Annotated in this window: 23 protein-coding genes and 1 tRNA gene; 11 read left to right on the forward strand and 13 right to left on the reverse strand. The window is 52.4% G+C overall.

Features of this window, described 5'->3' with window-relative positions:
• The first annotated feature begins 116 nt into the window (after positions 1-116).
• The 3 genes from dsrA to VLM75_15335 all read left to right on the forward strand — a co-directional run bounded on the left by dsrA (position 117) and on the right by VLM75_15335 (position 2,675).
• Positions 117-1,280, forward strand: coding sequence for a dissimilatory-type sulfite reductase subunit alpha (dsrA, locus tag VLM75_15325; protein HSV98294.1), 1,164 nt, complete (start codon positions 117-119; stop codon positions 1,278-1,280).
• A 113-nt stretch (positions 1,281-1,393) separates the two neighbouring features.
• Complete coding sequence (gene dsrB, locus VLM75_15330) at positions 1,394-2,458, forward strand: dissimilatory-type sulfite reductase subunit beta (protein HSV98295.1); 1,065 nt, start codon at positions 1,394-1,396, stop codon at positions 2,456-2,458.
• Positions 2,459-2,474: 16 nt separating this feature from the next.
• On the forward strand, positions 2,475-2,675 hold the full coding sequence (locus tag VLM75_15335) for a hypothetical protein (protein ID HSV98296.1): 201 nt from the start codon (positions 2,475-2,477) through the stop codon (positions 2,673-2,675).
• A gap of 83 nt (positions 2,676-2,758) precedes the next feature.
• On the opposite strand, the gene VLM75_15340 is transcribed toward VLM75_15335, so the two are convergent.
• The 4 genes from VLM75_15340 to VLM75_15355 all read right to left on the reverse strand — a co-directional run bounded on the left by VLM75_15340 (position 2,759) and on the right by VLM75_15355 (position 5,805).
• Positions 2,759-4,201, reverse strand: a complete 1,443-nt coding sequence (locus VLM75_15340) for a cobyrinate a,c-diamide synthase (GenBank protein ID HSV98297.1) — start codon at positions 4,199-4,201, stop codon at positions 2,759-2,761.
• Between the two features lie 119 nt (positions 4,202-4,320).
• Entirely contained in the window at positions 4,321-4,638 is a 318-nt protein-coding gene (locus VLM75_15345) for a TusE/DsrC/DsvC family sulfur relay protein (GenBank protein ID HSV98298.1), read from the reverse strand.
• Between the two features lie 291 nt (positions 4,639-4,929).
• Positions 4,930-5,070: a hypothetical protein gene (locus VLM75_15350; GenBank protein ID HSV98299.1), complete on the reverse strand. Its 141-nt coding sequence runs from the start codon at positions 5,068-5,070 to the stop codon at positions 4,930-4,932.
• 147 nt (positions 5,071-5,217) lie between these two features.
• Positions 5,218-5,805 (reverse strand): sulfurtransferase TusA family protein, encoded by a 588-nt coding sequence (locus VLM75_15355; GenBank protein ID HSV98300.1) that lies wholly within the window; start codon positions 5,803-5,805, stop codon positions 5,218-5,220.
• A 217-nt stretch (positions 5,806-6,022) separates the two neighbouring features.
• Here VLM75_15355 and VLM75_15360 point away from each other — a divergent pair, with 217 nt between their 5' ends.
• Positions 6,023-6,859 (forward strand): phosphate ABC transporter substrate-binding protein, encoded by an 837-nt coding sequence (locus VLM75_15360; protein ID HSV98301.1) that lies wholly within the window; start codon positions 6,023-6,025, stop codon positions 6,857-6,859.
• Between the two features lie 163 nt (positions 6,860-7,022).
• Complete coding sequence (locus tag VLM75_15365; GenBank protein ID HSV98302.1) at positions 7,023-7,421, forward strand: VOC family protein; 399 nt, start codon at positions 7,023-7,025, stop codon at positions 7,419-7,421.
• Between the two features lie 9 nt (positions 7,422-7,430).
• Here VLM75_15365 and VLM75_15370 read toward each other — a convergent pair whose 3' ends face one another.
• Both VLM75_15370 and VLM75_15375 read right to left on the reverse strand, forming a co-directional pair.
• Positions 7,431-8,291, reverse strand: a complete 861-nt coding sequence (locus VLM75_15370) for a nitroreductase family protein (protein HSV98303.1) — start codon at positions 8,289-8,291, stop codon at positions 7,431-7,433.
• 24 nt (positions 8,292-8,315) lie between these two features.
• Complete coding sequence (locus VLM75_15375; GenBank protein HSV98304.1) at positions 8,316-8,711, reverse strand: ParB N-terminal domain-containing protein; 396 nt, start codon at positions 8,709-8,711, stop codon at positions 8,316-8,318.
• A 194-nt stretch (positions 8,712-8,905) separates the two neighbouring features.
• Between VLM75_15375 and VLM75_15380 the strand changes: the two genes are divergently transcribed.
• The 3 genes from VLM75_15380 (at position 8,906) to ahcY (ending at position 11,709) form a co-directional block, all read left to right on the forward strand.
• Positions 8,906-9,112 (forward strand): dodecin family protein, encoded by a 207-nt coding sequence (locus VLM75_15380; protein HSV98305.1) that lies wholly within the window; start codon positions 8,906-8,908, stop codon positions 9,110-9,112.
• A gap of 154 nt (positions 9,113-9,266) precedes the next feature.
• Positions 9,267-10,178, forward strand: coding sequence for a metalloregulator ArsR/SmtB family transcription factor (locus tag VLM75_15385; GenBank protein HSV98306.1), 912 nt, complete (start codon positions 9,267-9,269; stop codon positions 10,176-10,178).
• 106 nt (positions 10,179-10,284) lie between these two features.
• A complete protein-coding gene (ahcY, locus tag VLM75_15390; GenBank protein HSV98307.1) occupies positions 10,285-11,709 on the forward strand; it encodes an adenosylhomocysteinase in 1,425 nt (474 codons plus the stop codon).
• 110 nt (positions 11,710-11,819) lie between these two features.
• On the opposite strand, the gene VLM75_15395 is transcribed toward ahcY, so the two are convergent.
• Positions 11,820-13,637, reverse strand: coding sequence for a long-chain fatty acid--CoA ligase (locus tag VLM75_15395; GenBank protein HSV98308.1), 1,818 nt, complete (start codon positions 13,635-13,637; stop codon positions 11,820-11,822).
• A gap of 330 nt (positions 13,638-13,967) precedes the next feature.
• Positions 13,968-15,989, reverse strand: coding sequence for a PAS domain S-box protein (locus tag VLM75_15400; protein ID HSV98309.1), 2,022 nt, complete (start codon positions 15,987-15,989; stop codon positions 13,968-13,970).
• A 254-nt stretch (positions 15,990-16,243) separates the two neighbouring features.
• Here VLM75_15400 and tatC point away from each other — a divergent pair, with 254 nt between their 5' ends.
• Both tatC and VLM75_15410 read left to right on the forward strand, forming a co-directional pair.
• Entirely contained in the window at positions 16,244-17,293 is a 1,050-nt protein-coding gene (gene tatC / locus VLM75_15405) for a twin-arginine translocase subunit TatC (GenBank protein HSV98310.1), read from the forward strand.
• A gap of 165 nt (positions 17,294-17,458) precedes the next feature.
• Positions 17,459-18,643 (forward strand): phosphoglycerate kinase, encoded by a 1,185-nt coding sequence (locus tag VLM75_15410; protein HSV98311.1) that lies wholly within the window; start codon positions 17,459-17,461, stop codon positions 18,641-18,643.
• A gap of 31 nt (positions 18,644-18,674) precedes the next feature.
• Here the strand turns inward: VLM75_15410 and VLM75_15415 are convergent, their stop codons facing one another.
• Both VLM75_15415 and VLM75_15420 read right to left on the reverse strand, forming a co-directional pair.
• Positions 18,675-19,496: an HAD-IIA family hydrolase gene (locus tag VLM75_15415; GenBank protein HSV98312.1), complete on the reverse strand. Its 822-nt coding sequence runs from the start codon at positions 19,494-19,496 to the stop codon at positions 18,675-18,677.
• A 419-nt stretch (positions 19,497-19,915) separates the two neighbouring features.
• Positions 19,916-19,987: transfer RNA gene (locus VLM75_15420), tRNA-His, on the reverse strand.
• A gap of 106 nt (positions 19,988-20,093) precedes the next feature.
• Between VLM75_15420 and VLM75_15425 the strand changes: the two genes are divergently transcribed.
• Positions 20,094-20,549: a hypothetical protein gene (locus tag VLM75_15425; GenBank protein ID HSV98313.1), complete on the forward strand. Its 456-nt coding sequence runs from the start codon at positions 20,094-20,096 to the stop codon at positions 20,547-20,549.
• Between the two features lie 21 nt (positions 20,550-20,570).
• Here the strand turns inward: VLM75_15425 and VLM75_15430 are convergent, their stop codons facing one another.
• Genes VLM75_15430 through VLM75_15440 form a run of 3 tightly spaced genes read right to left on the reverse strand, consistent with a single transcriptional unit; the run spans position 20,571 to position 24,305 of the window.
• Positions 20,571-21,584 (reverse strand): M23 family metallopeptidase, encoded by a 1,014-nt coding sequence (locus VLM75_15430; protein HSV98314.1) that lies wholly within the window; start codon positions 21,582-21,584, stop codon positions 20,571-20,573.
• Between the two features lie 24 nt (positions 21,585-21,608).
• Positions 21,609-22,859, reverse strand: coding sequence for a M20/M25/M40 family metallo-hydrolase (locus tag VLM75_15435; protein ID HSV98315.1), 1,251 nt, complete (start codon positions 22,857-22,859; stop codon positions 21,609-21,611).
• Positions 22,860-22,889: 30 nt separating this feature from the next.
• A complete protein-coding gene (locus VLM75_15440) occupies positions 22,890-24,305 on the reverse strand; it encodes an amino acid permease (GenBank protein ID HSV98316.1) in 1,416 nt (471 codons plus the stop codon).
• Positions 24,306-24,332: the final 27 nt, after the last annotated feature.

The following is a 24,332-nucleotide window of genomic DNA, read 5'->3' on the forward strand; positions in this document are numbered from 1 at the left end:
AATTTGCAACGTGTCTTTTAATAAACGTGCAATCCGTATTCTTTTCTCTTGAATTAGTATTTATCGGGCGTTTGTCTTATAACGAATAAATAGCAATCCGAAAAAGGAGGCAAAGAATGCCAAGCAATACTCCTTTACTCGATGAACTTGAGAAGGGCCCGTGGCCGAGTTTCGTGAAAGAAATGAAGCGGTCGGCCGGCAAAAACGCCAAAGCGAAGGATCTGCTCGGTGTCGTCGAACAATCCTATAAGGATAAAATCACCCACTGGAAACACGGTGGTATCGTCGGTGTAACCGGCTACGGGGGAGGCGTTATCGGTCGTTATTCAGATCTCCCCGAAAATTTTCCAAACGCCGAACAATTCCACACCATCCGGGTCAACCATCCGTCCGGCTGGTTCTACACAACCAAAGCCCTGCGCACCATCTGCGATATCTGGGAAAAACACGGCAGCGGCCTCACGAACATGCACGGCGCCACCGGGGACATCATTCTGCTCGGAACGGATACTGACCAGATCCAGCCCGCGTTTAATACGCTTTCAGAGAACGGCTTCGATCTGGGCGGCTCCGGGTCGGCCCTTCGGACCCCCAGCGGGTGCGTCGGACCGGCCCGCTGCGAATGGGCGTGCTTCGACAGCCTCGATCTTATCTATGATTTAACACAGACATTCCAGGACGAGCTTCATCGTCCCCGCTGGCCGTACAAGTTTAAAATCAAGGCGTCTGCCTGTCCCAACGACTGCGTCGCCGCGATCGCGCGCGCCGATTTCACCATCATCGGCACATGGCGTGACAGCCTCAGGATCGACCAGTCGGCGGTAGGGGAATACGCGGCCAAGGGTCTTGACATCAAGAACCTGATAGCCGGCAAATGCCCGAGCCAGGCCCTCGATTACGACGAGAAAAACCGGAAGCTTACTCTCAAACCCGAGGACTGCGTCCGCTGCATGCACTGCATCAGCAAGATGACCAGGGCTATCCGTCCCGGAAAGGAAACCGGCGCAACGATACTGATAGGCGGAAAAGCGCCCATCCTCAGAGGCGCCTTCCTTTCCTGGGTGCTGGTCCCGTTTATCAAGGTAGATCCGCCCTATGCCGAGATCAAGCAACTCCTTGAGAAGATATGGGACTGGTGGGATGAGAATGGTCGGAACCGGGAGCGGATCGCGGAGACGATCAGCCGGCTCGGCCTTAAGGATTTTCTAAAAGCGATTGATCTCAGGCCAATTCCGCAGATGGTCTACCATCCGCGCTCGAATCCCTTCGTTTTCTTTTAAGAATAGAGTTGTTGCGTGACTGGGAAATAAAACCGGTTTCCCCCGCCCCGGGCGGGGAAACCCGATATCAGCGAGATTTACAACAAGTCTAATATAAAACTGGAGGCACTACCATGCCAAGAACGGATATCGGCCCGCCGGATTATAAAACGATGCTTCCCGAAACCATCGTGAACAATTACGGCAAATGGAAATATCATGAAATCCTCAAACCCGGTGTTATGAAACACGTCAGCGAGACCGGTGGCGAACTATTCACCGTGCGAGCGGGCTCGCCCCGTCTCGTCAGCATAGATTTCATCCGGGACGTCTGCGACGTCGCCGATAAATATTGCGACGGCCATCTTCGTTTCACCAGCCGGTTCAACATCGAGCTGATGACCCCTGATAAGGAAAACGTTGATGGAATAATCTCTGATTTAAATAAACTCGGCCTTCCCGTGGGCGGTCTGGGCGACTGCATCTCGAATATCGTTCATACCCAGGGCTGGATTCACTGTCACAGCGCGGCAACGGACGCATCAGGACTCGTTAAATCGATCATGGACGAACTATACGAATACTTTACGGAATTCAGGCTGCACGCCAAGCTGAGGATAGCCGTCGCGTGCTGCATCAATATGTGCGGCGCGGTCCACTGTTCCGATCTTGCGGTTGTGGGCATCCATACAAAACCGCCCAAGGTCAACCACGAAAAACTGGCCTCTACATGCGAAATACCGTCGGTTATCGCGTCCTGTCCCACCGGCGCCATTCGCCGCCATTCAGACAAGAATATAAACAGCGTCGAGGTAAAAAATGAGCGGTGCATGTATTGTGGAAACTGTTACACCGTTTGTCCATCGATGCCGCTTTCAGACCCCGATGGAGACGGCCTGGCCATCTATGTGGGCGGGAAGGTCTCCAATATGCGGAAACCACCCATGTTTTCCAGGCTTGCGGTTCCTTTCATTCCGAACAATCCGCCCCGGTGGCCGGAAGTTACCGACATTCTCAAGAAGATCGTCGAGATCTACGCCAGGGATTCAAAGAAATACGAGCGCCTTGGCGAATGGATTCAGCGTATAGGATGGGAACGTTTCTTTTCGTTGACGAGCATACCATTCACCGAACAGCATATTGATGACTTTACTCACGCAACTGAAACGTATAGGGCCACAACGCAGTTCAAGTGGTAAACAGTGGAGGAGAATCATGAGCGAACCGGCCAGTGCCGAGCTGAAGCAAAAAATCATCGACTATTTAAAGACCGAAGGGAAGGCGAAGAATCGTGACGTCGCCAAGGCCCTTGGAGAAGAAAAAAAGCTCGTAGATAAGGCGATCGGCGAACTTGGCAACGAGGGCAGGCTTGAATACCTTTATCTTGACGGTTCATACGTCAAACTGAAGGAATAGAGTCACACGGATACACGCTCATACCAAATCTCTGACGATTTCGATCGTCAGGGATTTTCCTTTGCCGGGTATTGATTGAAAAATCAAGAACTCCCTATTATACGTGCAGAGGCGTGTTCGACGAGTTTTGCGGGCCATATAACGTTTTCGCTCAGCGCATGAGTATGGCAGAATGTTGCCATCGTATTACGATACACAGCGCCATCCCTTTGATCGATAATGCCGGTACCTCGCTTCATCGCGAATACGGTTGGAAGACCAGTCAGATCTTTCGGGTTGACTATCCGCGCGTATCGGAACTCATGTCCCTTAACGACGGCCCCGGTCGTGTAAAAAGGATTATCCCCATCCACACAGAAAATAGTATATCCATGACCCTGTGGCGAACGCGCGATTTCAAATATCATCGGGAACACGCCTGTCATTGGATATTGCTCTCCATCGATTACTATAGAAGCCGAAAGGTATATCAGCCCGCCGCATTCAGCGTAGACCGGAAGTCCCTCGTTAATACGCTCGCGGAGTGAGGCATTGAACTCGCAGTTGGAGGCAATACGAAAGGCATGCGTTTCGGGGAAGCCCCCTCCAATATAGAGAGCGTCAACATCCGGAAAAATTCCACCGTTCAGCGGGCTGATCTGAATTATTTCGCCTCCGGCCCGAACCAGCGCCTCGATGTTTTCCCTGTAGTAGAAATTGAATGCCGAATCGCGCATCACTCCTATGCGGGGTCGTGCCGAAGAACATTGCTTTTTTTCTTCAGTCATAATCACCGGGCTGAAAGCGTCAACGGCGATATCGCGCGAAACGCCGTTTTCAGATGCCATTTCGGCACCCGAAAGGGCGATAATCTTCTCCAGATCTATAGCGCGTTCCATTATATCACCGAGCTCATCGACAAGCTCGATTGGACCTCCGTGCTCGTAAACAGGTACCAGCCCGAGGTGGCGTTCCTGAGCACGGATTGCCGGCATTCTCGGTACCGATCCAAGTACCGGCAAGCCGGTATACTTTTCGACCGCCTCGGTGATCAGCGCCCGATGCCTCTCCCCGGCCACGTTATTCAGGATTACACCGCTCAAGCGAAGCTCCGGATCGAACATCTTTACCCCCAGTACGAGCGCGGCGACCGTTCTGCTTGTCTTGGTGCATTCAATGACGAGCACCACCGGAATATTCAGCGCCTTGGTCAGTTCGGCGAAGCTGTGCGTTCCCTGGACATCGTATCCGTCGAAAAGGCCCCTGTTTCCTTCCATGATTGAAAGATCGGCATCACAATTTGTATCAAGGAAAATGCTCCTTGTCGTTTCATCATCCATCAGGAATGTATCGAGATTATGGCAGTTCCGGCCTGCCGAGAGAGATAGCCATGCCGGATCGATATAATCAGGACCTTTTTTGAATGGCGCTACGGTATAACCCCTTCGGCGCAGCGCCCTGATCAGACCGATTGTAACGATTGTCTTTCCCATTCCACCGCGCACTCCCGCGATGGCGATCGCATTTCGCGTTGCAGAATCTTTCATGAGGGCTGTTTTCATTGGCGGATTAAATTAACGCGGTTTTCGGGCATATACGGGAAAGGCCAGATCGTTCTGTACGACCTGGCCTTTTTTTCGGACCGGCATAATCAATTGCAACGTTGTCACACACAGCCGGTCGGCTTTGGCAGTCCGGCCCATTTACATGCCGAGTTCGCGGGCCCCTGTGGGAAAAGCTCATACATCTCTTTAAGATTGACGCCCGTCTCCTTGGTGAGCTTTCTTACCATGGGCGCTATGCCATTCTGCTTGAAATAATCTCTCAGATAATTCATAACCTTCCAGTGGGTCTCGCTTAATTCGTTGATTCCCTCCTTCTCCGCCATGCCCCTGGCGACGTCTTCCGTCCATTTATCCGGCTCCTGAAGAAAGCCGTCCTCATCAACGTCATATGAATTCCCATGCAAATTGATGCTCGCCATCTTTTATCCTCCTTAATGAAAAATTAATAATCCCCCGCATCCGGCGATCGAAACATCGCCCGATGTACAACCCTCATAAAACATGCTTTCCAAACACAACCATCCTGTTTTATGCGGACACGGGGCCGCTATGACGAGGTTGTAATGTCGTAAATTAAACTAGTGTGAACTTCAATAAGTGTCAACTGAATTATCCTCCCTCAAAATATTTTTTACATATTATTAGATTTATACACTTTATGAATTACGTTCATAATAAAAACACGATTCATTTTATTCTTGCCGGTTCCATCACGCCCAGATTTCTTCCTTAAATGTTGTTAACCAGCTTTGCGCCAACAATAACCAGTTTTGCCAGGTAAGAATATTTTCCGTCAGGGATTTTTTTAGACCGTCGGGCTTGATAAGCACCAGGGCTGATTCCATCGCCATAATCGCTCCTTTGACTGTTAAACGAGCTGCCAGGCGACGCAATTCACCGAAGCGGCGGCGGGAATTTTCGGTCGCGACTACCTTCTGTCAACCATATCGTAAAAACAAGCGCATCCTTGTTGCAGGCCATAAATAATCCGCATTAATTTATATATCCAATTTCAGTGTTCCAGACTCTTTTTCGATAACATAAACATCTTCCGCCGCGAACCTGTTGTCCAACAAGAGCCTGTATGCCTTTTCCGCCTCTTCCCTGCCGCTAAATCCAAGAACGACTCCGCAGTGGGCCGTAATGTCGGAAGGGACCGGCAATGCGACATGCTTTTTATTACCGTTCTCATCAAGCCATCGATCCGCTCTCAGGCCTTCAGGAATTGACACAAATGTGATAAGGTATCGAATTCTTTTTACCGGTATTATCCCGAGAATGATTTTAATAAAATGCAGTTTAATCCCCAGCAGTATGAACGCCATGGTGGCCTTTATGCCTTCTTTCTTGAAACCGGCACCCTTCCCTATTACCGCAGTGTGAAAGTTTTTCTCGAGTTTATAATCGATGAAAGCGTTCCCGGTTTCAGCGCACCATGCTTCCAGTTCCTTCCTGAAACCTGCGTCGTCGAAAACCACCGTCACGGTGTCTCCTTCGGCCAGATGGTGCATTTTTCTCGAGACCATCGCAATCGGAATGGGACATGAATACCCCCGGGTATCGACCAGCTTTTCCAGGATTTGCATTTCTCATCCCCCTTAAATTTAAATTATGCATATCTTTGTGCAACGCAATTAGTTTCCAACTCTACGATATCACATGCCTGTGCTTTCATGTAAAGATTTCTTTGCCTTAATTTATAATGTTTTTAAGGAATATTCATCGATTCTTCACCGAACAGGGACTTATTTCCACTTGCGTAGACGCATTGAACACAATTTTAATCAGGAGGCTCGCATCAACATGAGGCCAAAATCATTCTCAAAAATACTTGTTGCCGCTATGGTAATTGCGGCGGGCTGCTTCTTCAGCACCGCTTATTCGCAGCAGGCAGGCAAAATCGTTATTAAAGGTTCCACCACCGTTCTTCCCATCACCCTCAAAATAATAGAAGCCTATAAGAAGATCGCGCCGAATGTCGCAATCTCGGTCGATGGAAGCGGTTCCGGAAACGGCATCAAGGCGTTGCTTGAGGGAAGCTGCGACATCGCAAATACTTCCAGGGCGCTGAAAAAGGAAGAGCTCGAAAAAGCAGTTGCATTCAAAGGCAGTATCAAGGAAGTGATAGTCGCCTACGACATGATCGTTCCCATAGTGCACCCATCCAATAAAGTCAAGAATCTCACCAAGAACCAGCTCAAGGGAATTTATGATGGTTCCATCAAAGACTGGAGCGAAATCGGCGGAGACAGGGGCAGGATCGTCGTTATCAGCCGCGATACCAGCTCGGGTACTTACGAGTACTGGCATGAGGACGTAATGAAGAAATCCGAAGTACGCAAGGACGCCCTTCTTCAGGCCTCGAGCGGCGCGGTTGTAAGCGCCGTCGCCAATAATCGTAGAGCGGTCGCATACGTCGGTTTTGGATATCTCAACAACCGGGTCCACGCGGTTCATGTAAATGGGGTGGAGCCCACTCTTGATAACGGCAAAACCGGGAAATACCCGATTTCGCGTGCGCTGTACAACTACATCAACGAGAAGAATCTCTCCAAAGAAACAAAGGCTTTTATAGACTTCATTATCAGCAAGGATGGGCAGAAGCTCGTCAGGGATGCCGGCTTTATTCCGGTACGCTGACGGCTTCCGCCTGTTCCCCGCCGCAAAGCCGATATGCGGCTTCGCGGCGGGCCCAAAACGGCTTTCGATTCCTTGACTTATTATCAGGCCGGGTGCATTATGTCCCCATCAGGGATACTGGATGCCATTCGGCCGTTCGCGACGTCACACCGGAGATTACATAATGACAAACCATCTTCATCACGTACATATATTCGCCTCGGATATTGCGGCGTCCATCAAATATTATAAAGAGTTTTTTAAAGGAAAAGTGATTATGGATATGGATATCGCCGGCACCCGCAATGTTTTCATGCAGATCGGCAACGGCCGCATTCATTTATACGACAGACCGCCACACGAAGGCAAAGGGGGGGCGATCCACCATATCGGTATTCAAACGGACGACCTGGAAGGGCTGGTAAACCGGATGAAAGCCCGGGGAGTCGATTTTAAAAAGGATATTACCGATTTCGGTTTCTGGAAATACATCATGACCATGGGGCCCGATACCGTGCTGATCGAGATATTCGAAGTGGACAAAGCGAAGGCACCCTCCGAATACGAGCATTATTTCGAATAGAGCTTCCTGCTATTCCTGAGTCCAGCTTGCGATATATTCCGTTTTTTCCGGCACATTCTTCAATACCGGATCGCTGACACTCCAGCGCCCGGGCGTCCCGTTCTCGCTGGAGCACAGTTGGAAATGGCACATCGCGATACCCATGTCGATCCGCTGCAGGTCGACCGCCCGTATCAACTTGTCGTACCCGCGCGACCTCGTCATGTAAAAATGCACCGCCCCCGAAGTATCGTCGAGTACGAGCCGCCATGGTTGTAAATTCGAGGCCGATGGCGCTCTTTGGACCGATTCAAGCGCCGGGGCGTGGTCATTTCCGGATAAATCGACTATTGGTTGGTTGAAATCGTACATGAAGAACAGCTCCCCGGCAGCTTTGCGTCTTTTCGATCCCGCCGACCACCTTATAATCGAATCAGTGAGGGCCCGCCTCGCCGCCGGATAGCCCACGGGGCTTATGGCCGGAACCGTTTCGGTAGACCGCGCCTCCACCAACCTCGCGTAATCGGTCCGATTGAATGTCCCTCCGAGCCAGCATGTGGCAAGACCCAGGTCAGTCGCACCGAGAATTATCGCCTCCATAAGAAATCCGAAATCCTCCATGGAGCGCGGGGTGTTTGCGATCGCACCGACAATGAACCAGCGCGCGCCGCGAATGACTCCGTATGTACCTGGCCGTCGTGTCGCGGCGCCGTCTTTACCCTTCATTTCAACGAGACGGAACCTCGCCGAGCCCGCAAACGGCGGCACCGGCAGCGAATCGAGTATAACAACAAGAGCACGCAGTTTTTCATCGGGGATCGGTTCGCCCGAAAACGTCCTGCACGAGGATCTGACGGCAACCAGTTCCTGTACCGATCGGTTAAATTTCATTTGACGGGTGGCGCCATGGCGCGATCAGGATTTTTTAAATAATGAAATTATGGCGTTAAACCAGCCGCGCAGTATGTACCGTAGTTTCCTCCAACCACTGGCGGTAAGTTCTTCCCGTCGGTACGCTACGCGATCCATTTCATCGCCGGTAAAACTTTTCCTGTTTATGTTCTCCTCGGTTTCGATCTCGAATTTGTGCAGTTTGGTCCGCGCGTTGACCAGATGGCAGTCGATCTCACGCCAGCCGAGCTCCCTCGCTGCGTGCAGTCGACGGTATCCGGCAAGCAGCTCGTAATTCTGTGTCAGGGTTATGGGGTTTATCAGACCATGCTGGCGCATGGATTCCTTCAGATCGTGCATATTGCCGAGGTCCGCGCGCATGCGCCGCTTAACTTTTATTTTCTCTATGGCTATTTTCACTATATCCTCTCCGGCAGATCAAAACTCAGGAATATCCGCCCACAGACGGCTCCACGCTCATTACGATCTCCCCGGCGCCGTCAAAAGTCAACATCAAAACGATCGGCCCCACAGTGTATCTCAGGTTTTTTGGTTGACGTTTATACACACCGAAGCGGCAATCAAGTATATCTTGAATTCAAGGGGGAGCGACCATGGATCATGTATACAGAGTGATAGAGCTCATCGGAACGAGTACAAAATCCTGGGAAGACGCCGCTAAAAACGCCGTCGAAAGTCATGCGAAAACCTTGCGCGATCTGAGAATCGCCGAGGTTCGCCAGCTCGACATGAAAGTCGAGGAAGGAAAGGTCGTTTTATATCGCGCGAAGGTGAGTGTATCTTTCAAGTATAACCAGTAGGCCGCTGTTAAGCGGCCATGCCACCGCTTTAAAGAATCCTCATTCTTTCATTCTATAAAGGGCATCCGTTGTTATAATATTTTAACGAGCATACATAAAAAGTATGCTTTTTTATTGACAATATCACAATATCTATATATATTGATATTGTGATATGAAAGCCCTGCACTATTTTAAAGCGTTGTCGGACCAAACGCGCATTCGTCTTGTTAAGCTGCTCGAGTATAAAGAGCTCAGCGTTAACGAGGTCATGGCCGTCCTTGGCATGGGTCAGTCGCGAGTTTCGCGGCATCTCAAAATACTAACCGATTCGGGATTGTTGAAATTTAGGAGGGACGGACTTTGGGTCTTCTATTCCACCATTAACGGGGGCGATGGGCGGACACTCATGGATTCGCTCGGTTTTCTTTTCGATGATGCGGTCTTCGCAAATGACAGAAAGATCGCGGACGATGTCGCCGCTCAAAGGGTTAGGGAAACCCGAAATTTTTTCGATTCCATCGCGGGAGAATGGGACAAAATAAGGAGTGATCTTCTTGATGGCTTCGATTCGTCCCTGTTTATAACCACGAGCAACAATCGCTATAAAACATCGTTGGACCTCGGGTGCGGAACCGGAGACTTTTTATCTCAACTGCTTTCGATTTCCGACAGGGTAATCGGCATCGATAACTCCCCCGTCATGCTCGAAATAGCCAGAAAGCGCTTTGAGGGTGCGACCGGGAAAATTGACCTCAGGCTCGGCGAACTCGAACATCTGCCCCTGCCCGACCGCGAAGCCGATTTCGCCCTGCTCAACATGGTGATGCATCACCTCGCCTCTCCACTTGATTGCTTTATGGAAGCCAATCGCGTCTTGACCGCGGGCGGCATTTTAAAAATAATCGAGTTCGACAAGCACACCGACGAGCGGCTTCGTATCGAATATGGAGACCGTCATCTCGGCTTCAGCGAGGACGAGGTACTGCGCTATCTCGAAATGTCCTCCTTTACCCGTGTCTCGTCAGAAAGCCTTTCACTTAAAAACGGACTGGTGGTTCGTGTTTATACGTCTATTGCGGCTTGATTCTCGTGATAGATTCCGCTTATCATATTCGTAAAAGGTTAACACTATTTCCAGAATCTGGAAACCAGTATCTGATTCAATATTACATTCAACCGGAGGAAGATTTATGAGTACGCTTGAAATCGAAAAATCGCCGCCTTATAAGATCGCCGATATTTCCCTTGCGGACTGGGGTCGCAGCGAGATGGATCTTTCCGAAAACGAGATGCCCGGTCTCATGGCCATTCGGAAAAAATACGCCCAGAAGAAACCCCTTAAAGGTTACAAGATAACCGGAAGCCTGCACATGACCATCCAGACGGCCATGCTCATCGAAACACTTCATGAGCTCGGCGCCGATATCCGATGGGCCTCGTGCAACATCTTTTCAACCCAGGACCACGCGGCGGCCGCCATCGCAAAGGCGGGCACCGCCGCTGTATTCGCATGGAAGGGAGAGACCCTGGAAGAATACTGGTGGTGCACCGAACAGGCCCTCACCTGGCCCGACGGCAGCGGCCCCGACCTTATCGTCGATGACGGTGGGGACGCAACGCTTTTTATCCACCAGGGCGTTAAAATCGAGAAAGACCCTTCCCTTTTGAAACAGGAATATGACAATAAGGAATTTTCGATTATTATGGACCGACTCCGCCGTGCTTATAAAACGGACCCCGGCCGCTGGACGAGGGTGGCGACAAAGATCAAGGGTGTTTCCGAGGAAACCACAACCGGCGTACATCGCCTGTATCAGATGCAGCAGGCCGGCGAACTTCTGTTCCCCGCGATCAATGTAAACGATTCCGTCACCAAGTCTAAATTCGATAATCTTTATGGATGCCGCGAATCGCTTGCGGACGGCATAAAGCGCGCTACCGATATAATGGTGGCCGGAAAGGTCGTGGTCATTTGCGGTTACGGCGATGTCGGCAAGGGATGCGCGCAATCCATGCGCGGATTCGGCGCGAGGGTGCTGGTGACCGAGATTGATCCCATCTGCGCCCTCCAGGCCGCCATGGAAGGCTATGAGGTTACCACGCTTGACAACGCCTGTGCCGAGGGCGATATATTCGTTACCGCGACGGGCTGTTGCGACGTAGTAACCGGAAAGCACATGGAGATCATGAAGGACGAGGCGATCGTCTGCAATATCGGCCATTTTGACAGCGAAATTGACATGCACTACCTCGAAACGACGGATGGCTGCAAAAAGGTAACCATTAAGCCCCAGGTTGACCGCTGGTTCCTCCGCTCTGGAAAGTCTATCATCGTGCTTGCCGAGGGCAGACTCGTTAATCTTGGCTGCGCGACCGGGCATCCGAGCTTTGTAATGAGTAACAGCTTCACAAACCAGTGCCTTGCCCAGATTGAGCTGGTCTCCGGCAAACTCGAAGCGCGGGTTTATACCCTTCCCAAAAAGCTCGACGAAGAGGTGGCCCGTCTTCATCTGGACCGCCTCGGCGCCAGGATATCGACCCTAACGAAAAAACAGGCCGAGTACCTCGGTATTCCCGTCGAAGGTCCGTACAAACCCGAGCATTACCGCTACTGATGCAATCAAAAAAAGAGGGCTGTCCATCATGGGCAGCCCTTTTTTTCTTAAGTCGTTACCTCTTCAGCGCTCGGTCGGCGGGAAATACCGACTCCGCGGCAAGCGTTTGGCTAATCCTTGTCATCTCCAACGTACATGCCGTCGATCTCTTTTGAGTACTTCTCGGTGATGATCTTGCGCTTTACCTTGAGGGTGGGCGTAAGCTCTCCGGTCGTTTGTGTCCATTCCGCATCGAGCAGACGGAACTTCTTTATCTGCTCCACTCGGCCATACTCTTTGGTGTATTGCGCGATTTCACCTTCTAAAAGTTTTATCACGGCCGCGTTTTTAATCAGATCCTTGTTTGATGCAAAGGATATCTGATTTTTCTTGGCCCATTTCTTCAACTCTTCGAAGGCCGGAATAACGAGAGCTGAAAGATATTTTTTCTTATCGCCGATGATCGCGACCTGCTCGATAAACTTGGACTCTTTCAAACTGTTCTCGATGTTCTGGGGCGATATGTTCTTTCCGCCGGCGGTAACAATGATGTCCTTGATGCGACCGACAATGGCGAGCCTTCCTTTTTCATCGATTACGCCAATGTCACCGGTACGGAAAAAACCGTCCTTTGTCATGACTTCTTTGGTGGCTTCCTTGTTCTTATAGTAGCCCATCATAACCTGCGGGCCCTTGATAAGTATTTCGCCTTCATCGGAGATCTTGATCGTGGTGTCCTTTACCGGTATGCCGACCGAACCCGGCTTGATCATTCCCGGCATGTTCGCGTTGGTGACCGGCGTCGTCTCGGTTAGACCGAATCCCTCGAGAATGATGATCCCCATTCCAAGGAAGAATTCAGCGTCGGAAACCGAAAGCGGCGCACCGCCCGATACCGCGAACTTCAGGCGGTCCAGGCCAAGCGTCGCCTTGAGCTTTGAAAATACAAGCTTGTCGGCAATGTTGTATTTCTTCGCAAAGAGCCCGCTGCGTTCCTTCCCGCTGCATACATAGGGAAGGTTCTGAGCGGCGGTCTTATTGGCGAAATTAAAAATGGCCTTTTTAATTCCAGGTGCGTCCGCAACCTTGGCAAGAATACCGGCATGCACCTTTTCGTAGATACGCGGCACGCTGACCATGACCGTGGGACGCACTTCGGTCAGGTTCTGCTGGAGTTTTGAGACATCCTCGGCGAACGCAACTTTCGCACCCAGTGCAACCGGCATGTAGTAACCGGCCGTCCTCTCAAGCGAATGCGACAGGGGAAGGAAAGACAGAAATATCTCGTTTTCATCGAAGAACTTTTTGTACCCGGTCATGATCTGATTGACGTTTGAAATGAAATTGCTATGTGAGAGCATCACGCCCTTCGGATTCCCGGTTGTGCCGGAGGTGTAAATGATGGTCGCAAGATCGCCAAGCTTGATCGATGCGAGACGTTTGTCGAACTCGCCCTTGTTTTTATAGCCCTCCCCCTTCTTGTAGGCTTCCTCGAGGGTGATGACGTCGGCCCTCTTTTTCGAGGGGACGTCAACAATTACGACCGTTTTCAGCTTGGGTGCTTTTTTCTTAATGCTCAATATCTTGTCGAGATGGTCCTCCGTTCCGCAGATACACGCCTTTGACTCGGAATGCATCACCACGTACAGCGCCTCTTCGGCCGAGTTCGTCGCGTAAATCGGAACGTTTACCGCTCCGATCGACAGAATGGCCTGGTCGGCGACCCACCACTCGTAGCGATTCTGTGAAAAAATGGCCACTTTATCGCCTTTTTTGATCCCTATTGACATCAGATAGCATCCGAGCTTGCGTATCATAGCATCCATGTTGGTCCATGATACATCGGTGTACCTGCCGTCTTTTTTGTAGGCGACACAGCCCCTCGAACCAAGTTTAGCCACCTGGTTCTGGAAAAGGGCGGCAACCGACGTTTCCTTATATTTCGCCATTGAATCCTCCATATAATTTATAATGAGTATCAGACCCGTAGCGCTGGCCGAACAACCCGGTCAGCATGTATATTTTTGAATAGATTTTATTACACGGACAATATGTAATATTTCAACACAAAATCATTCAAGTTCAATTATTAATGATTACATTTAACTTTAATTGTCAACCATCTTATTTTGGAAAAGACGAATTTTATACAGGTAAAACCGTTTTTTTCCGCGTGGCCCCGGATTGGAAAACCGACTTCTTCCCGCACGATGCTCACCATTTAATTACATAGTGTACACCGAAACTTCCCCCGTGCGCACCTCTGAAACCTTTTATCCTTATGTCGCGGTCTTTTCGGGAAAATATACGATGAACTCCGAACCTCCGGCTTCGCTGGTGCTCACGGTTATCTCGCCGTTGTAGCTCTTCACGATCGAATACGATATTGAAAGCCCAAGCCCCGTACCTTCGCTTTTTTTGGTCGTAAAAAACGGTTCGAATATCCTCTGCACGTTCTCCGGCGCGACCCCCGCTCCGTTGTCCCGCACGGAAATATACACCATCGGTACGCCGCGTAGTACACGCCCAGTTTCTATTGTGATTAATCCGTGTTCCTTCTCTTCTATTGAATCGTCCGCGTTCGAGAAGAGGTTCATTAAAACCTGTATGAGGCGGTTCCTCGGTATGAGTATATTCGCCTTGCCGGCGCCGAGCTTCATATTGATCGTAATGCCCTTTTTTAAAAGATTTTTAAGATATATCTTTATCGGGAAATTCTTCAACAGGTCATCCACCTGGACGTTGTCCATCGACACGCTTGCCGGATTCGCGTAATCCTTCAACTGCTTCACTATCCCCGATATTCTGCTTATTTCCTCCTGCAGCGAATGCATGAGCTCCATGCTTCCGCTCACCTCGCCGGCCGAACCGTCTTCAATCATCGTCTTTAACTCGTCCAGATCGAGCTGCATGATCGAAAGCGGATTGTTGATTTCGTGCGCGACGCCGGCGATTATCCTGCCCATCGCCGTAAGCCTTTCGTAACGATCGAGCGCGTCCTTCATGAGGACCTGTTCATCGATCGAACGAATTTTTTCAAGGGTTATCGAGGCCAGGTTTGATATCCCCATCAGAATGTTGAGCACTATTGTGTCGAAGTCATAAACGGAAGAGGCAAACCCGAGGAGGATAATGGCGACGATCTCACTCTTTACCGTTAACGGTATGAATACCGCCGAATTGCTTTTCAGAATTCCGGGGAAATTCTGCCGGTCCTCGTCGTTGAGCTGTGTCTGGAGATTTTCCAGGAATATCGAAGCTTTTTTGCTCACCAGCATGCGTACCATCAGCGAGGTTTTTTCATCTATTATCGATTCAGGCGTCCTGAGCAGAGATTCTTGCGGGCTGATCGTTTTAAATCCCCCGCCCGCCCTGTATAATATTTCCATTGCGCCTGGTTTCATCATCGAATCGATCGATTCACCTATTGCCTGGAATACTTCGTCGACGCCTTCGCATTTGAGGAATCGCGCCGATATTGTATTGTATATGTCGATAAGCGCCTGAAACCGCTTATTCTGTTCCTTCAGCTCGCGCTCAATATTTTTCTGGTCGGATATATCGCGGATGAAGGCGAAATTCCCAATGCTTTGCCCTTCGCTGTTTACGAGTCTTGACACTGAGACAACTACCGGGACCCTGGAGCCGTCATCGCGAACAAACTCTTTTTCATAGATGAATGACCGGCCGGTCTTTTTCATCTCATCCATAAGCCTGCGCTGAGCTTCGATGTATTCCGGGGCGGTAAAGTCGTAGAATGTCTTCCCCTCGAGATCCTCCTTTTTCTTTCCCGTTATGGATAGATATTCATTGTTGAAATCCAGGTACTCGTTATAATCATTTACAAATACAAATCCGAGGTTGACGGTTTCGATTATGCTACGGTTGTAGTTTTTCTCTATTTCAAGCTGGTGCTGGAGTGTTTTTATTTCGGTGATGTCTTTCACGAAACCATAGATGTAACCGTTACTCTTGCCTCCCGAGCGCATCGGGTTGAGGCTTATAAGGCAAAACCGCATGCCGGTTTCCGGGTGAACCTCCATTTCCACCGATTCGGAGCTCCCTTCCTTGCGCACTTTTTCGAGCTTTCTCAGCAGTGGTTTTTTTGAGTTTCGGGCGGAAATTTTCAGGAGGGAAACATCGCCGCTTGAAAGGCCGGCCCCCCGGAACAGTTTCCCGAACGATTCGTTGCAGTAAACGATTCTGAATTTTTCATCAAGCACGAAAAACCCATCGATTGAATCATCGATGATCCGTTGAAAAAAATCCCTGTATACTTCGGGCTTTCCGCCCGGGACCATACCGCTCTTTCCAAGCATGTTTTCTTATACTTCGTTTTAAAACGATATGCAAGCTAAATTTAAATACCTGAAAATACTTGACATCATCGGGGCTTTTTAGTCACATCACTGTCGGTGTCCCCGCGCGGCGGGGTCGTCGGTTCGTCCATTTCGGATGCGCTCCGGTATCATACATGGGCGCAGATGCGTGAAAACGCCGACAGCCGCCTCTCTGCCTGATAGAGTTTGTCGCGGATACCGCAGAAGGAGTTCCAGTGCCAAAGAAAAAGTCCCCCAGCGCCGACAAGACGGCACCGAAGAAGAGGTCCTCGAAGACCCCCACCGGCCCGTATTCGCGTAAGCCCGGCAAAGCCGAAAAAATATCCGCGCGAAAATCCGGCAAGGCGTCGAAGAATGTTATGGGAAAATCGTCGGCGACCGGCAAAGATATGGCACGCAGACCCGCCGATATGATAAAAAAGCCTTCGCGCCGCGGGGAGTCCCCGTCAAAGCTCACCAAACGCGATGTGACCGCAGTGGCAACCCCAGCAAGCGAAGAAACCGCCATCGATCCCGACGCCAGGACCCGCGGCGACATTCCGATGAGCCTCGTTTCGCATCTCGACGAGTTCCGGAGCCGCTTTCTCGTATCGCTGCTTACGGTTTTTATCATCATGATTGTCGGCTTTTTCTTTTCCGATTACATTCTGGCGGTCATCAACAAGCCTTATCTGGCCACCGGCCTCAAGCTCAATGTTTTTAACCTGATCGACGGATTCCTCCTCAGGCTCAAGGCCGCCATGCTCGCCGGAGTACTCCTCGGTTTTCCCGTTATCGTGTACGAGTTCTGGAAGTACATATCGCCCGCCATCGGGGTCGGCGACAGGATGTTCGCGCGCCTCTCCGTGGTTGCGGCGCTCTTCCTTTTTTATCTTGGGCTGACACTTACATATTTAACGCTCCCGTTCGCCATAAAGGCCCTGCTGAGCTTCACCCCCGACGACATGACCAACATGATCAATGCGATGCAGTATCTCAATTTCGTCATGCTCTTCTGCCTCGCCATCGGCGTCGTCTTCGAGCTTCCGATAGTCATAATGATTCTCACCAAAATCGGAATCGTCTCGCCCGCGCTTCTGGTAAGCAAGCGCAAATACGCAATCGTTATCATCTGGATACTCGCCGCTGTTATCACTCCCACCGTTGACCCGCTCACCCAGTCGCTCGTGGCGTTCCCGCTCATGCTCCTTTACGAGATATCGATCGTCATCTCGAAGTTCATGGTGAGGCGGAAAAAGCGCAGTGAACGCGCCGGACTACCGTAAAATTCTCTTGACTCGCCGTTATTTTCGAATTGTATAATTGTCGCGTTGCATGGGGGAAGGTGTTTTGCGTTCGGCTTTTGACGGAATGTCGTACGAATTTCTTTGGATTCGCGACAGGTCTGCTGGTCTGTAATTATTAAATATCACCGGATGCGGGAGGGGGCCGTGGCTGTCAAATATCTCAAATCGCTCGAACTGCGCGGAAAACGCGCGTTTATCAGGGTTGATTTCAATGTACCGTACGACAAATCGATGGCGATCACCGATGACACCAGGATTACCGCCACGCTCCCGACGATCAGGCATTGTATTGACGGCGGCGCGAAAGTCATACTCGTATCGCACCTCGGTCGTCCCGACGGGAAAGTGGTTCCCGGAATGAGCCTTGCCCCCGTCGCCGAGCGACTGTCCGGGCTTCTCGGACGGAAGGTCCTTTTCGTGGATAAATTGATCGGTGCCGGTGCCGCCGAAATGCTCGCCAAACTCAATGACGGCGACGTCGCACTCCTCGAGAACATCCGGTTTTATCCCGAGGAGGAGAAAAACGACCGTGAGTTCGGCAAAAAGCTCGCCGAACTCGCCGACGTGTATATCAACGACGCCTTCGCGACCGCCCACCGCGGCCACGCCTCGAACGAGGCGATCACTCATTTCGTCAAGGAGTGCGCCGCCGGGTTCCTGCTTGAAAACGAGATCGAGTATTTCAGGAAGGCCATGCTCGACCCGACCCGCCCCACCACGGCAATCATCGGCGGGGTCAAGATCTCGTCCAAGATCGATGCCCTTAAAAACATCCTCGGCAGGGTGGACAATCTTATAATAGGCGGCGGCATGGCATACACATTTCTAAAAGCAAAAGGGTATGACGTCGGCAAATCGATCCTGGAAACCGATCATGTTTCCACGGCGAAGGCCATCATCGAACTCGCCGAAAAAAACAAGGTCAATCTTGTGCTTCCGATCGATATCGTCGTCGCTCCCGACCTGGACAGCGCCGACAAAAAGAGCCTTGCCCGTTTCGACGCCATGCCGACAGACATGGAAGGCGTTGACATCGGCCCGGAAAGCATCGGCCTGTATTCGGACATCATCCGGAAATCGAAGACCGTGGTATGGAACGGCCCCCTGGGCGCATTCGAGAACCCCGCGTTCGCCGTGGGGACCAACGCGATCGCAAAAATCGTCGGAGAGTCCGATTGCCTCAGCGTCATCGGCGGCGGGGACAGCGTATCGGCCATAAACCGGTCGGGTTACGCTGATAAAATGTCGTACATTTCGACAGGCGGGGGCGCGTTCCTGGAGCTTCTCGAAGGGAAGACGCTTCCGGCAATCGCCGCACTCGACAAATAGCGCGGGCCACCCGCTTTCCATCCGCGGCTCGTTACTGCTTTGTCCGTTCGCGGCGCGACAATATTTTCCGCGGATCGATTTCACCGATATTGTTGAAGATATAATCAGGCCGATAGGGAAACCTGTCGGCCATTTTGCGCGTCGTCACCCCGGTCAGCACCAGGCAGCAGGTCATTCCCGCCTCGAGTCCGCCCACGATATCCGTGTCCATGCGGTCGCCGATCATGAAACAATTTGCCGAATGGACCTTGATGTGCTTGCGCGCCCAGTACATCATGGCCGGGTTTGGTTTACCGAGGAAATACGCCCGGACTCCGGTGACCCGCTCTATCGGGGCGACAAGCGCCCCGCAGGCGGGAACGGGTCCCCGCGGTGTCGGCCCGGTGATGTCCGGGTTGGTGGCGATAAACCGCGCTCCCTCCTGAATAAGAAACGTCGCCTCCATTATCCGCAGGTAATCGTATTCGTCCGTTTCTCCGACGATGACGTAGTCGGGTTTGTCCTTGGTAATACGTATATTGTGCCGGTCTAGTTCTTCGATGAGACCGCGCCCGCCGATAACATACGCCGAACCGCCAGGCTTCTGGTACTCGATGAATGTCGCGGTGGCCATTGCCGAGGTGTAAAAATGCGTGTCGTCCGCGTCGATTCCCATGCCGTGCAAGCGTTGCCTGAGTTCGCGCCGGGTGTGGTACGAATTATTGGTTATAAAAAGATACGGATACCTGCTCTTCTTCAGACGCTCAACAAAATGCTTCGCTCCCGGTATAAGCGTATTTCCCTTATTGATGACTCCGTCCATGTCGATCAGGAATGCCTTTTTATAACTGTCATCGCGCGTAATACCTTTCACGGTGCACTCCTTTACCTGTATTAATAGAGATGCCGCGGAAACCAAAAATGCGGGTTCGCCCGCGGCGGAGTCGATAAATCCTTGCGTTCCCCGCATATGCCCGGGCCGCAGCCCCTCGACAAGACTCCACGGTCACATCGAAATATTGTTGCATTTCCATCGCCGTTTATCAAATATAATTCATTCGCATTATATTTTGCGCAATGACGCGATTTCGCATGGTCATGCCGGAAGCCTTCGATTTGGGTCTGTCCGCCCGAACGGGCGATAATAAGCGGTCCCCACAGACGGCACCCGGGAGAACGGAATACCGCCGGTTCGCAAGGCTCTGGGCTGTCTTGAATTAATCGCGCAAAAACCAAGCGTGCGGGGTCAAAAAAATGGAGGCCGTATAATCTCCTTCCATTACGGTAACCATGGGTGGACGACGGGGCTCGAACCCGCAACCACTGGAGCCACAGTCCAGGGCTCTGCCATTGAGCTACATCCACCATGACACGCCGGAAAAAGAAGAGCTTTTCCCGGCGACGCTTATACTAAAATCAGTCGGTGGACTGTCAAGTTTTTTTCGGTCTGAAAACCAACGTCGAAGGTGCCATGCAGATGAAACAGTACTTTCCCTCCTTGATTTTAACTGCCTGTATACTCTCCCCGCTTCCCTGCGCATACGCCGATTGCGAAAAGGGCGACTGCACCAATGGCCTGGGCACCTTTTTATGGATCGACCAGACGGAATACTCCGGCGAATGGAAGAACGACACGCAGCATGGTCGGGGTATAATGAAATGGCCCAACGGAGACCGCTACGAGGGGGATTGGCAAAACGGCCGCAGGCACGGAAATGGCGTTTATTCGAAAAAAGACGGTTCGCGCTACGAGGGCTCCTGGCGCGACGGCGCCCCGCACGGGACCGGAACGATGCGATGGGCGAGCGGCGACACGTACCGCGGTCAGTGGAAAAAGGGGCTTCGGCACGGCAACGGGACCTACACGCTGCGCAACGGCAAAAGCGTCACCGGCGAATGGAAAGACGACCGATTCGTGGAGCAATGACCCCTGCGGGCACGCGGTTGTTTATTGCAGTCCCGTGTACAGCAGACTGAGCGGATCGACGAACACCCCTTGTATCGAAAATGACACGTGCAGGTGCGCCCCCGTCGAAAGCCCCGTGTTTCCGACATGGCCGATAAGCTCTCCCGTGTTGACTTTCTGGCCCTCTTTAACCGCGAAACAGTCCAGATGCATGTACGAGGAGAATATCCTGGCGCCGTGGTCGATGACTATGTAATTCCCCTCGTAATACATCGGTTGGGCGATCGCGATCCTGCCTCCGGCAATGGCGAATACCGGGTCTCCCCTCTCTCCCCGAAGATCGACGCCTGAATGGGCGTTGGTGGAAGGTTCCAGGTAAAAACGCTTGCCTCTGGCGACCTTATAGCGCTGGTACTTGCGGCCTGCCCAGAACGGCGAGGTGATGAAATGATCGTCCCGCGGGTGGGAGATGGGACCTTTCAGGAATCCCGATGTATTTTTATTGAAGACCTCGCGTTTTCTCCGGGAGCATTGCTCTATAAATGCCACGACATCGGGCGGCGGTACTATGCTGATATTGGAAAAGCGCCCCAGGTCGATCGCCCTGGTGAATTTCATAAACTCGGTCCGTTTTATCGTTATGTGGAAATAGTGAATGGTCCTGCTTGCGCCCTGCTCCCAGGAGACGGTAATCGTCTTTTTTCCCTGTTTTCCATCGGGCGCTATCGCGAACAATCCAGCGTATCCCCAATCCCTCCTGACAACCGGGACCGTGCGACCGTCATATTCCATCTGCGGCAAAGGGAATTTCACTTTTGAGGGGATGATGATTTCCGCGTTTACCGCGTTTCCCTGCGCGAACCGTCTCGCCCGGAGGGCGAGCTTGAAAAGGCCTCTGTCCCACTCCATGCGTGCGGCATCCATGGGCGCGTAGTGGTAAGGTTTCTTTTCAACATATCCCGGCCCCTCCGTTATACCCATTCCTGAAAGCCCGGGGGAGATGAAGATACAGGCAAGCATGGAAGTCAAGAGCTTGATCGTTATACGATTATGCATCGATATATGGCCGCCGAATCTAATTTAATCTTTTCCCGCCACGATAAGACAGAGCGCCAGAGCGCTCAATATCGCTTTGGGTACGAACGACGGTACCAGCGCATACTCCTGGTCTTTGCTTCCGTCGGCGCTACGCTCCGAGCAGTGTTCGTTTGCGCCCTCGGGGCCGAGGCCGTCGATTGTCGGCACCGACCGCCAGGTGAAGTTTCCATCGCTCAGCCCCCCGCGCGCCACGGGTTCGGCCTCCATTCCCATCAAAACGGCGGCCCGCCGGTAATACCCGAAAAGCCGTTTCGTCGCGTCGTTTTCCTGCCAGGCCGGATTTTTCCTGAGGACCTTGACCGATGTGCGGCATCGAAATACCCCATCCGCCGAGGCGACGGTCGAAAGTCCGTTAATTGCCGCAAGCCCTTTCAGGCCCTGTGCCAATACCTCATGCTCGTATGCCCGTATCTCTCCCACGGCCTCGGCCAGATGGGCGACCCTGTTTATCGCTATGCCGCCTTCGATATAGCCTATGTTTACCGTCAGCCCCTGTTCATAGTCGGTAAGTTCTGAGACGCGAAGTACCGATTCCGCAAGCTGCACGATCGCGTTCGCGCCCTCCCTGTGGCTCACTCCCGCGTGCGCGCCCTTCCCCGTCGCGACTATCCTGAACACCGCCCGGCCCTTTCTCGCCGTCACGAGTCGAAAGGCCCCGTCGCGCATGTCGCCGCCCTCAAATACAAGGCAGGCGGCTCCGGCCGGACCGATCCGCTCCACGCAGAGCGCACCGAAGTCGTCCGATTCGGTTTCCTCCGTGGCGTCGAAAAGCAGCACCCACGAAACGGCCCCGAAAATACGCGGAGCGACGGCCAGAAGCGCCTCGAGCATCATAAGCATTACCACCGTACCGCCCTTTATGTCGTTCGCGCCAGGGCCATAGACCCTGTCTCCCTCAATGCGGAACCTGAAATCGTTGTCCCGTTCTTCATCTTCCGTAAAGACCGTGTCGAGGTGGGAGACGCAGCCGATTCGAAGCGCTGACGTACCGGTACGTGTAAGAACAAGATGGCTGCCACATTCGTCGCCGTGCGCGGAAGGTACGTATTCCGCCTCGAAACCGAGCCTGCCGAAGAGTTCGGCCGTGTAGCGCCCGAGGCGGTTCACCCCGGAAGCGTTACCGGTGAAACTGTTGATGGCGATCATCTCCCCGAGTATCGCGATGTAGCGCGGCATCCCCTCCTCGAGGAATGCCCGCATGCGCGTTATTTCATCTCCGCTCAATCCTTCCATATGGCTCCTTTGTGCGTCTCCGAAGGGCCGTCACCGCCGTATTTTCGCCGCCTTCGGGAATATCCGGTCGCGATAATAATAGAGCAGGCCCGTCGATGTAAGCAGTATTCCCAGAATCGACGGCACGAAGGCCGTGATAAGCGTAACGGCCATGTACGCGCAGTAAAACGCTATCACGATTATAATGCTGTACGGATACAGCCATGCCCGGTACGGACGCGCTGCGTCGGGGTATTTCTTTCTCAATACCACGACCGACCATACCGTCATGATATTGAAGACCGTTCCGGTGAAGCTGAAAAAATCGATAATCGTTTCATACGAATGCTGCGCCGACGCAGCGAACAGGAGAAGCACGCCGGCCCAGAGGCCCTGAAAGAGCATTGAGTAATTCGGCGTTTTGTATTTCGGGTGTATCTCCGCGAACTTTTTAAAAAAGAGGCCGTCGCGCGCCATCGCCTGCCAGGTGCGCGCCTTGCAGAGTATCTGCGTGCTGACGTTCCCGAAGGTATTCACCATTACCGCGATCGATATCATGGCCCCGCCGACGCCACCGATCGCCGCCTGCATCGCGTCCACCGCTATCCAGCTCGACCCCTTAATGGCATCGACCGGAAGCTGGTACAGGTATGCCGAATTTGCGCCGGCGTACAGTATCAGGACGCCCGCAATGCCGATAAACAACGACAGAGGCAGGTTTTTCCGCGGATTTCGGACCTCCTCGGCCACATACGTCGCCCCCTCCCATCCGCTGTAGGCGAAAAAGGAATAACGCAGCGCGGCGCCGACCGCGAGCACAGTTGCCCAGTTCCATTCCGCCGGCCAGAAGGGGGTCGAGAAATGCGAAAAGCTTCCCTGCGCGGTAAAACAAATACCGATCACCGCGCCGATCGCCGCTACCTTAATGAAGCTGAACACATTCTGGATCACGCCGCTCAGGAAGACCCCGGCGCAGTTTACCGCGGTGAGGAGTCCGATGGTCGAAAGCGCGACGGCGATGACCGCCGGCCCCGGCATCGGCACGCCGAAAGCGAGTGCATACAGCGCGCCCGAGTATTCGGCGAACACAAGTGCGACCGCCGCGATGGAGGCCGTCTCCGAAACGAAGAACATGGCCCAGCCGCGCAGAAAGGTAAACACCGGAGGATAGGCGGCGCGCAGGAAAACGTACGGGCCGCCGGATTTCGGCATCATTGCCACCAGTTCGGCGTAGCACATGGCGGCGAAGATGGTGATGACGCCGCCGATTATCCACACCAGCGCGAACAGCGATGTGCAACCGACCAGCGCCATTATGGGCCCGGGCGTGCGGAATATTCCCGACCCGATTATCCGCCCTATGACGATCGATACCGTTTCGAGGAAGCCGAGTCCGCGGCGCAGTTCGGTTTCCTCGGAGAAAATCGAAGGGCCGCAGCAGTCCTGCGCCGGCCGGCCGCCGGTCATCGAATACCTGTTTCTGTGAGGAACTCT

It is taken from the genome of Spirochaetota bacterium, from assembly GCA_035477215.1.
In the GTDB taxonomy this organism is placed as follows: Bacteria; Spirochaetota; UBA4802; order UBA4802; family UBA5368; genus MVZN01.

What these genes read in the sequence shown, in the direction of transcription:
- VLM75_15395 (HSV98308.1), bottom strand. Translation starts at nt 13,637, where the DNA reads ATGGCGAAATATAAGGAAACGTCGGTTGCCGCCCTTTTCCAGAACCAG.
- VLM75_15360 (HSV98301.1), top strand. Translation starts at nt 6,023, where the DNA reads ATGAGGCCAAAATCATTCTCAAAAATACTTGTTGCCGCTATGGTAATT.
- VLM75_15370 (HSV98303.1), bottom strand. Translation starts at nt 8,291, where the DNA reads ATGAAATTTAACCGATCGGTACAGGAACTGGTTGCCGTCAGATCCTCG.
- VLM75_15380 (HSV98305.1), top strand. Translation starts at nt 8,906, where the DNA reads ATGGATCATGTATACAGAGTGATAGAGCTCATCGGAACGAGTACAAAA.
- VLM75_15355 (HSV98300.1), bottom strand. Translation starts at nt 5,805, where the DNA reads ATGCAAATCCTGGAAAAGCTGGTCGATACCCGGGGGTATTCATGTCCC.
- VLM75_15350 (HSV98299.1), bottom strand. Translation starts at nt 5,070, where the DNA reads ATGGCGATGGAATCAGCCCTGGTGCTTATCAAGCCCGACGGTCTAAAA.
- VLM75_15385 (HSV98306.1), top strand. Translation starts at nt 9,267, where the DNA reads ATGAAAGCCCTGCACTATTTTAAAGCGTTGTCGGACCAAACGCGCATT.
- ahcY (HSV98307.1), top strand. Translation starts at nt 10,285, where the DNA reads ATGAGTACGCTTGAAATCGAAAAATCGCCGCCTTATAAGATCGCCGAT.
- dsrB (HSV98295.1), top strand. Translation starts at nt 1,394, where the DNA reads ATGCCAAGAACGGATATCGGCCCGCCGGATTATAAAACGATGCTTCCC.
- VLM75_15400 (HSV98309.1), bottom strand. Translation starts at nt 15,989, where the DNA reads ATGGTCCCGGGCGGAAAGCCCGAAGTATACAGGGATTTTTTTCAACGG.
- VLM75_15425 (HSV98313.1), top strand. Translation starts at nt 20,094, where the DNA reads ATGCAGATGAAACAGTACTTTCCCTCCTTGATTTTAACTGCCTGTATA.
- VLM75_15365 (HSV98302.1), top strand. Translation starts at nt 7,023, where the DNA reads ATGACAAACCATCTTCATCACGTACATATATTCGCCTCGGATATTGCG.
- VLM75_15435 (HSV98315.1), bottom strand. Translation starts at nt 22,859, where the DNA reads ATGGAAGGATTGAGCGGAGATGAAATAACGCGCATGCGGGCATTCCTC.
- VLM75_15440 (HSV98316.1), bottom strand. Translation starts at nt 24,305, where the DNA reads ATGACCGGCGGCCGGCCGGCGCAGGACTGCTGCGGCCCTTCGATTTTC.
- dsrA (HSV98294.1), top strand. Translation starts at nt 117, where the DNA reads ATGCCAAGCAATACTCCTTTACTCGATGAACTTGAGAAGGGCCCGTGG.
- VLM75_15340 (HSV98297.1), bottom strand. Translation starts at nt 4,201, where the DNA reads ATGAAAGATTCTGCAACGCGAAATGCGATCGCCATCGCGGGAGTGCGC.
- VLM75_15430 (HSV98314.1), bottom strand. Translation starts at nt 21,584, where the DNA reads ATGCATAATCGTATAACGATCAAGCTCTTGACTTCCATGCTTGCCTGT.
- VLM75_15335 (HSV98296.1), top strand. Translation starts at nt 2,475, where the DNA reads ATGAGCGAACCGGCCAGTGCCGAGCTGAAGCAAAAAATCATCGACTAT.
- VLM75_15345 (HSV98298.1), bottom strand. Translation starts at nt 4,638, where the DNA reads ATGGCGAGCATCAATTTGCATGGGAATTCATATGACGTTGATGAGGAC.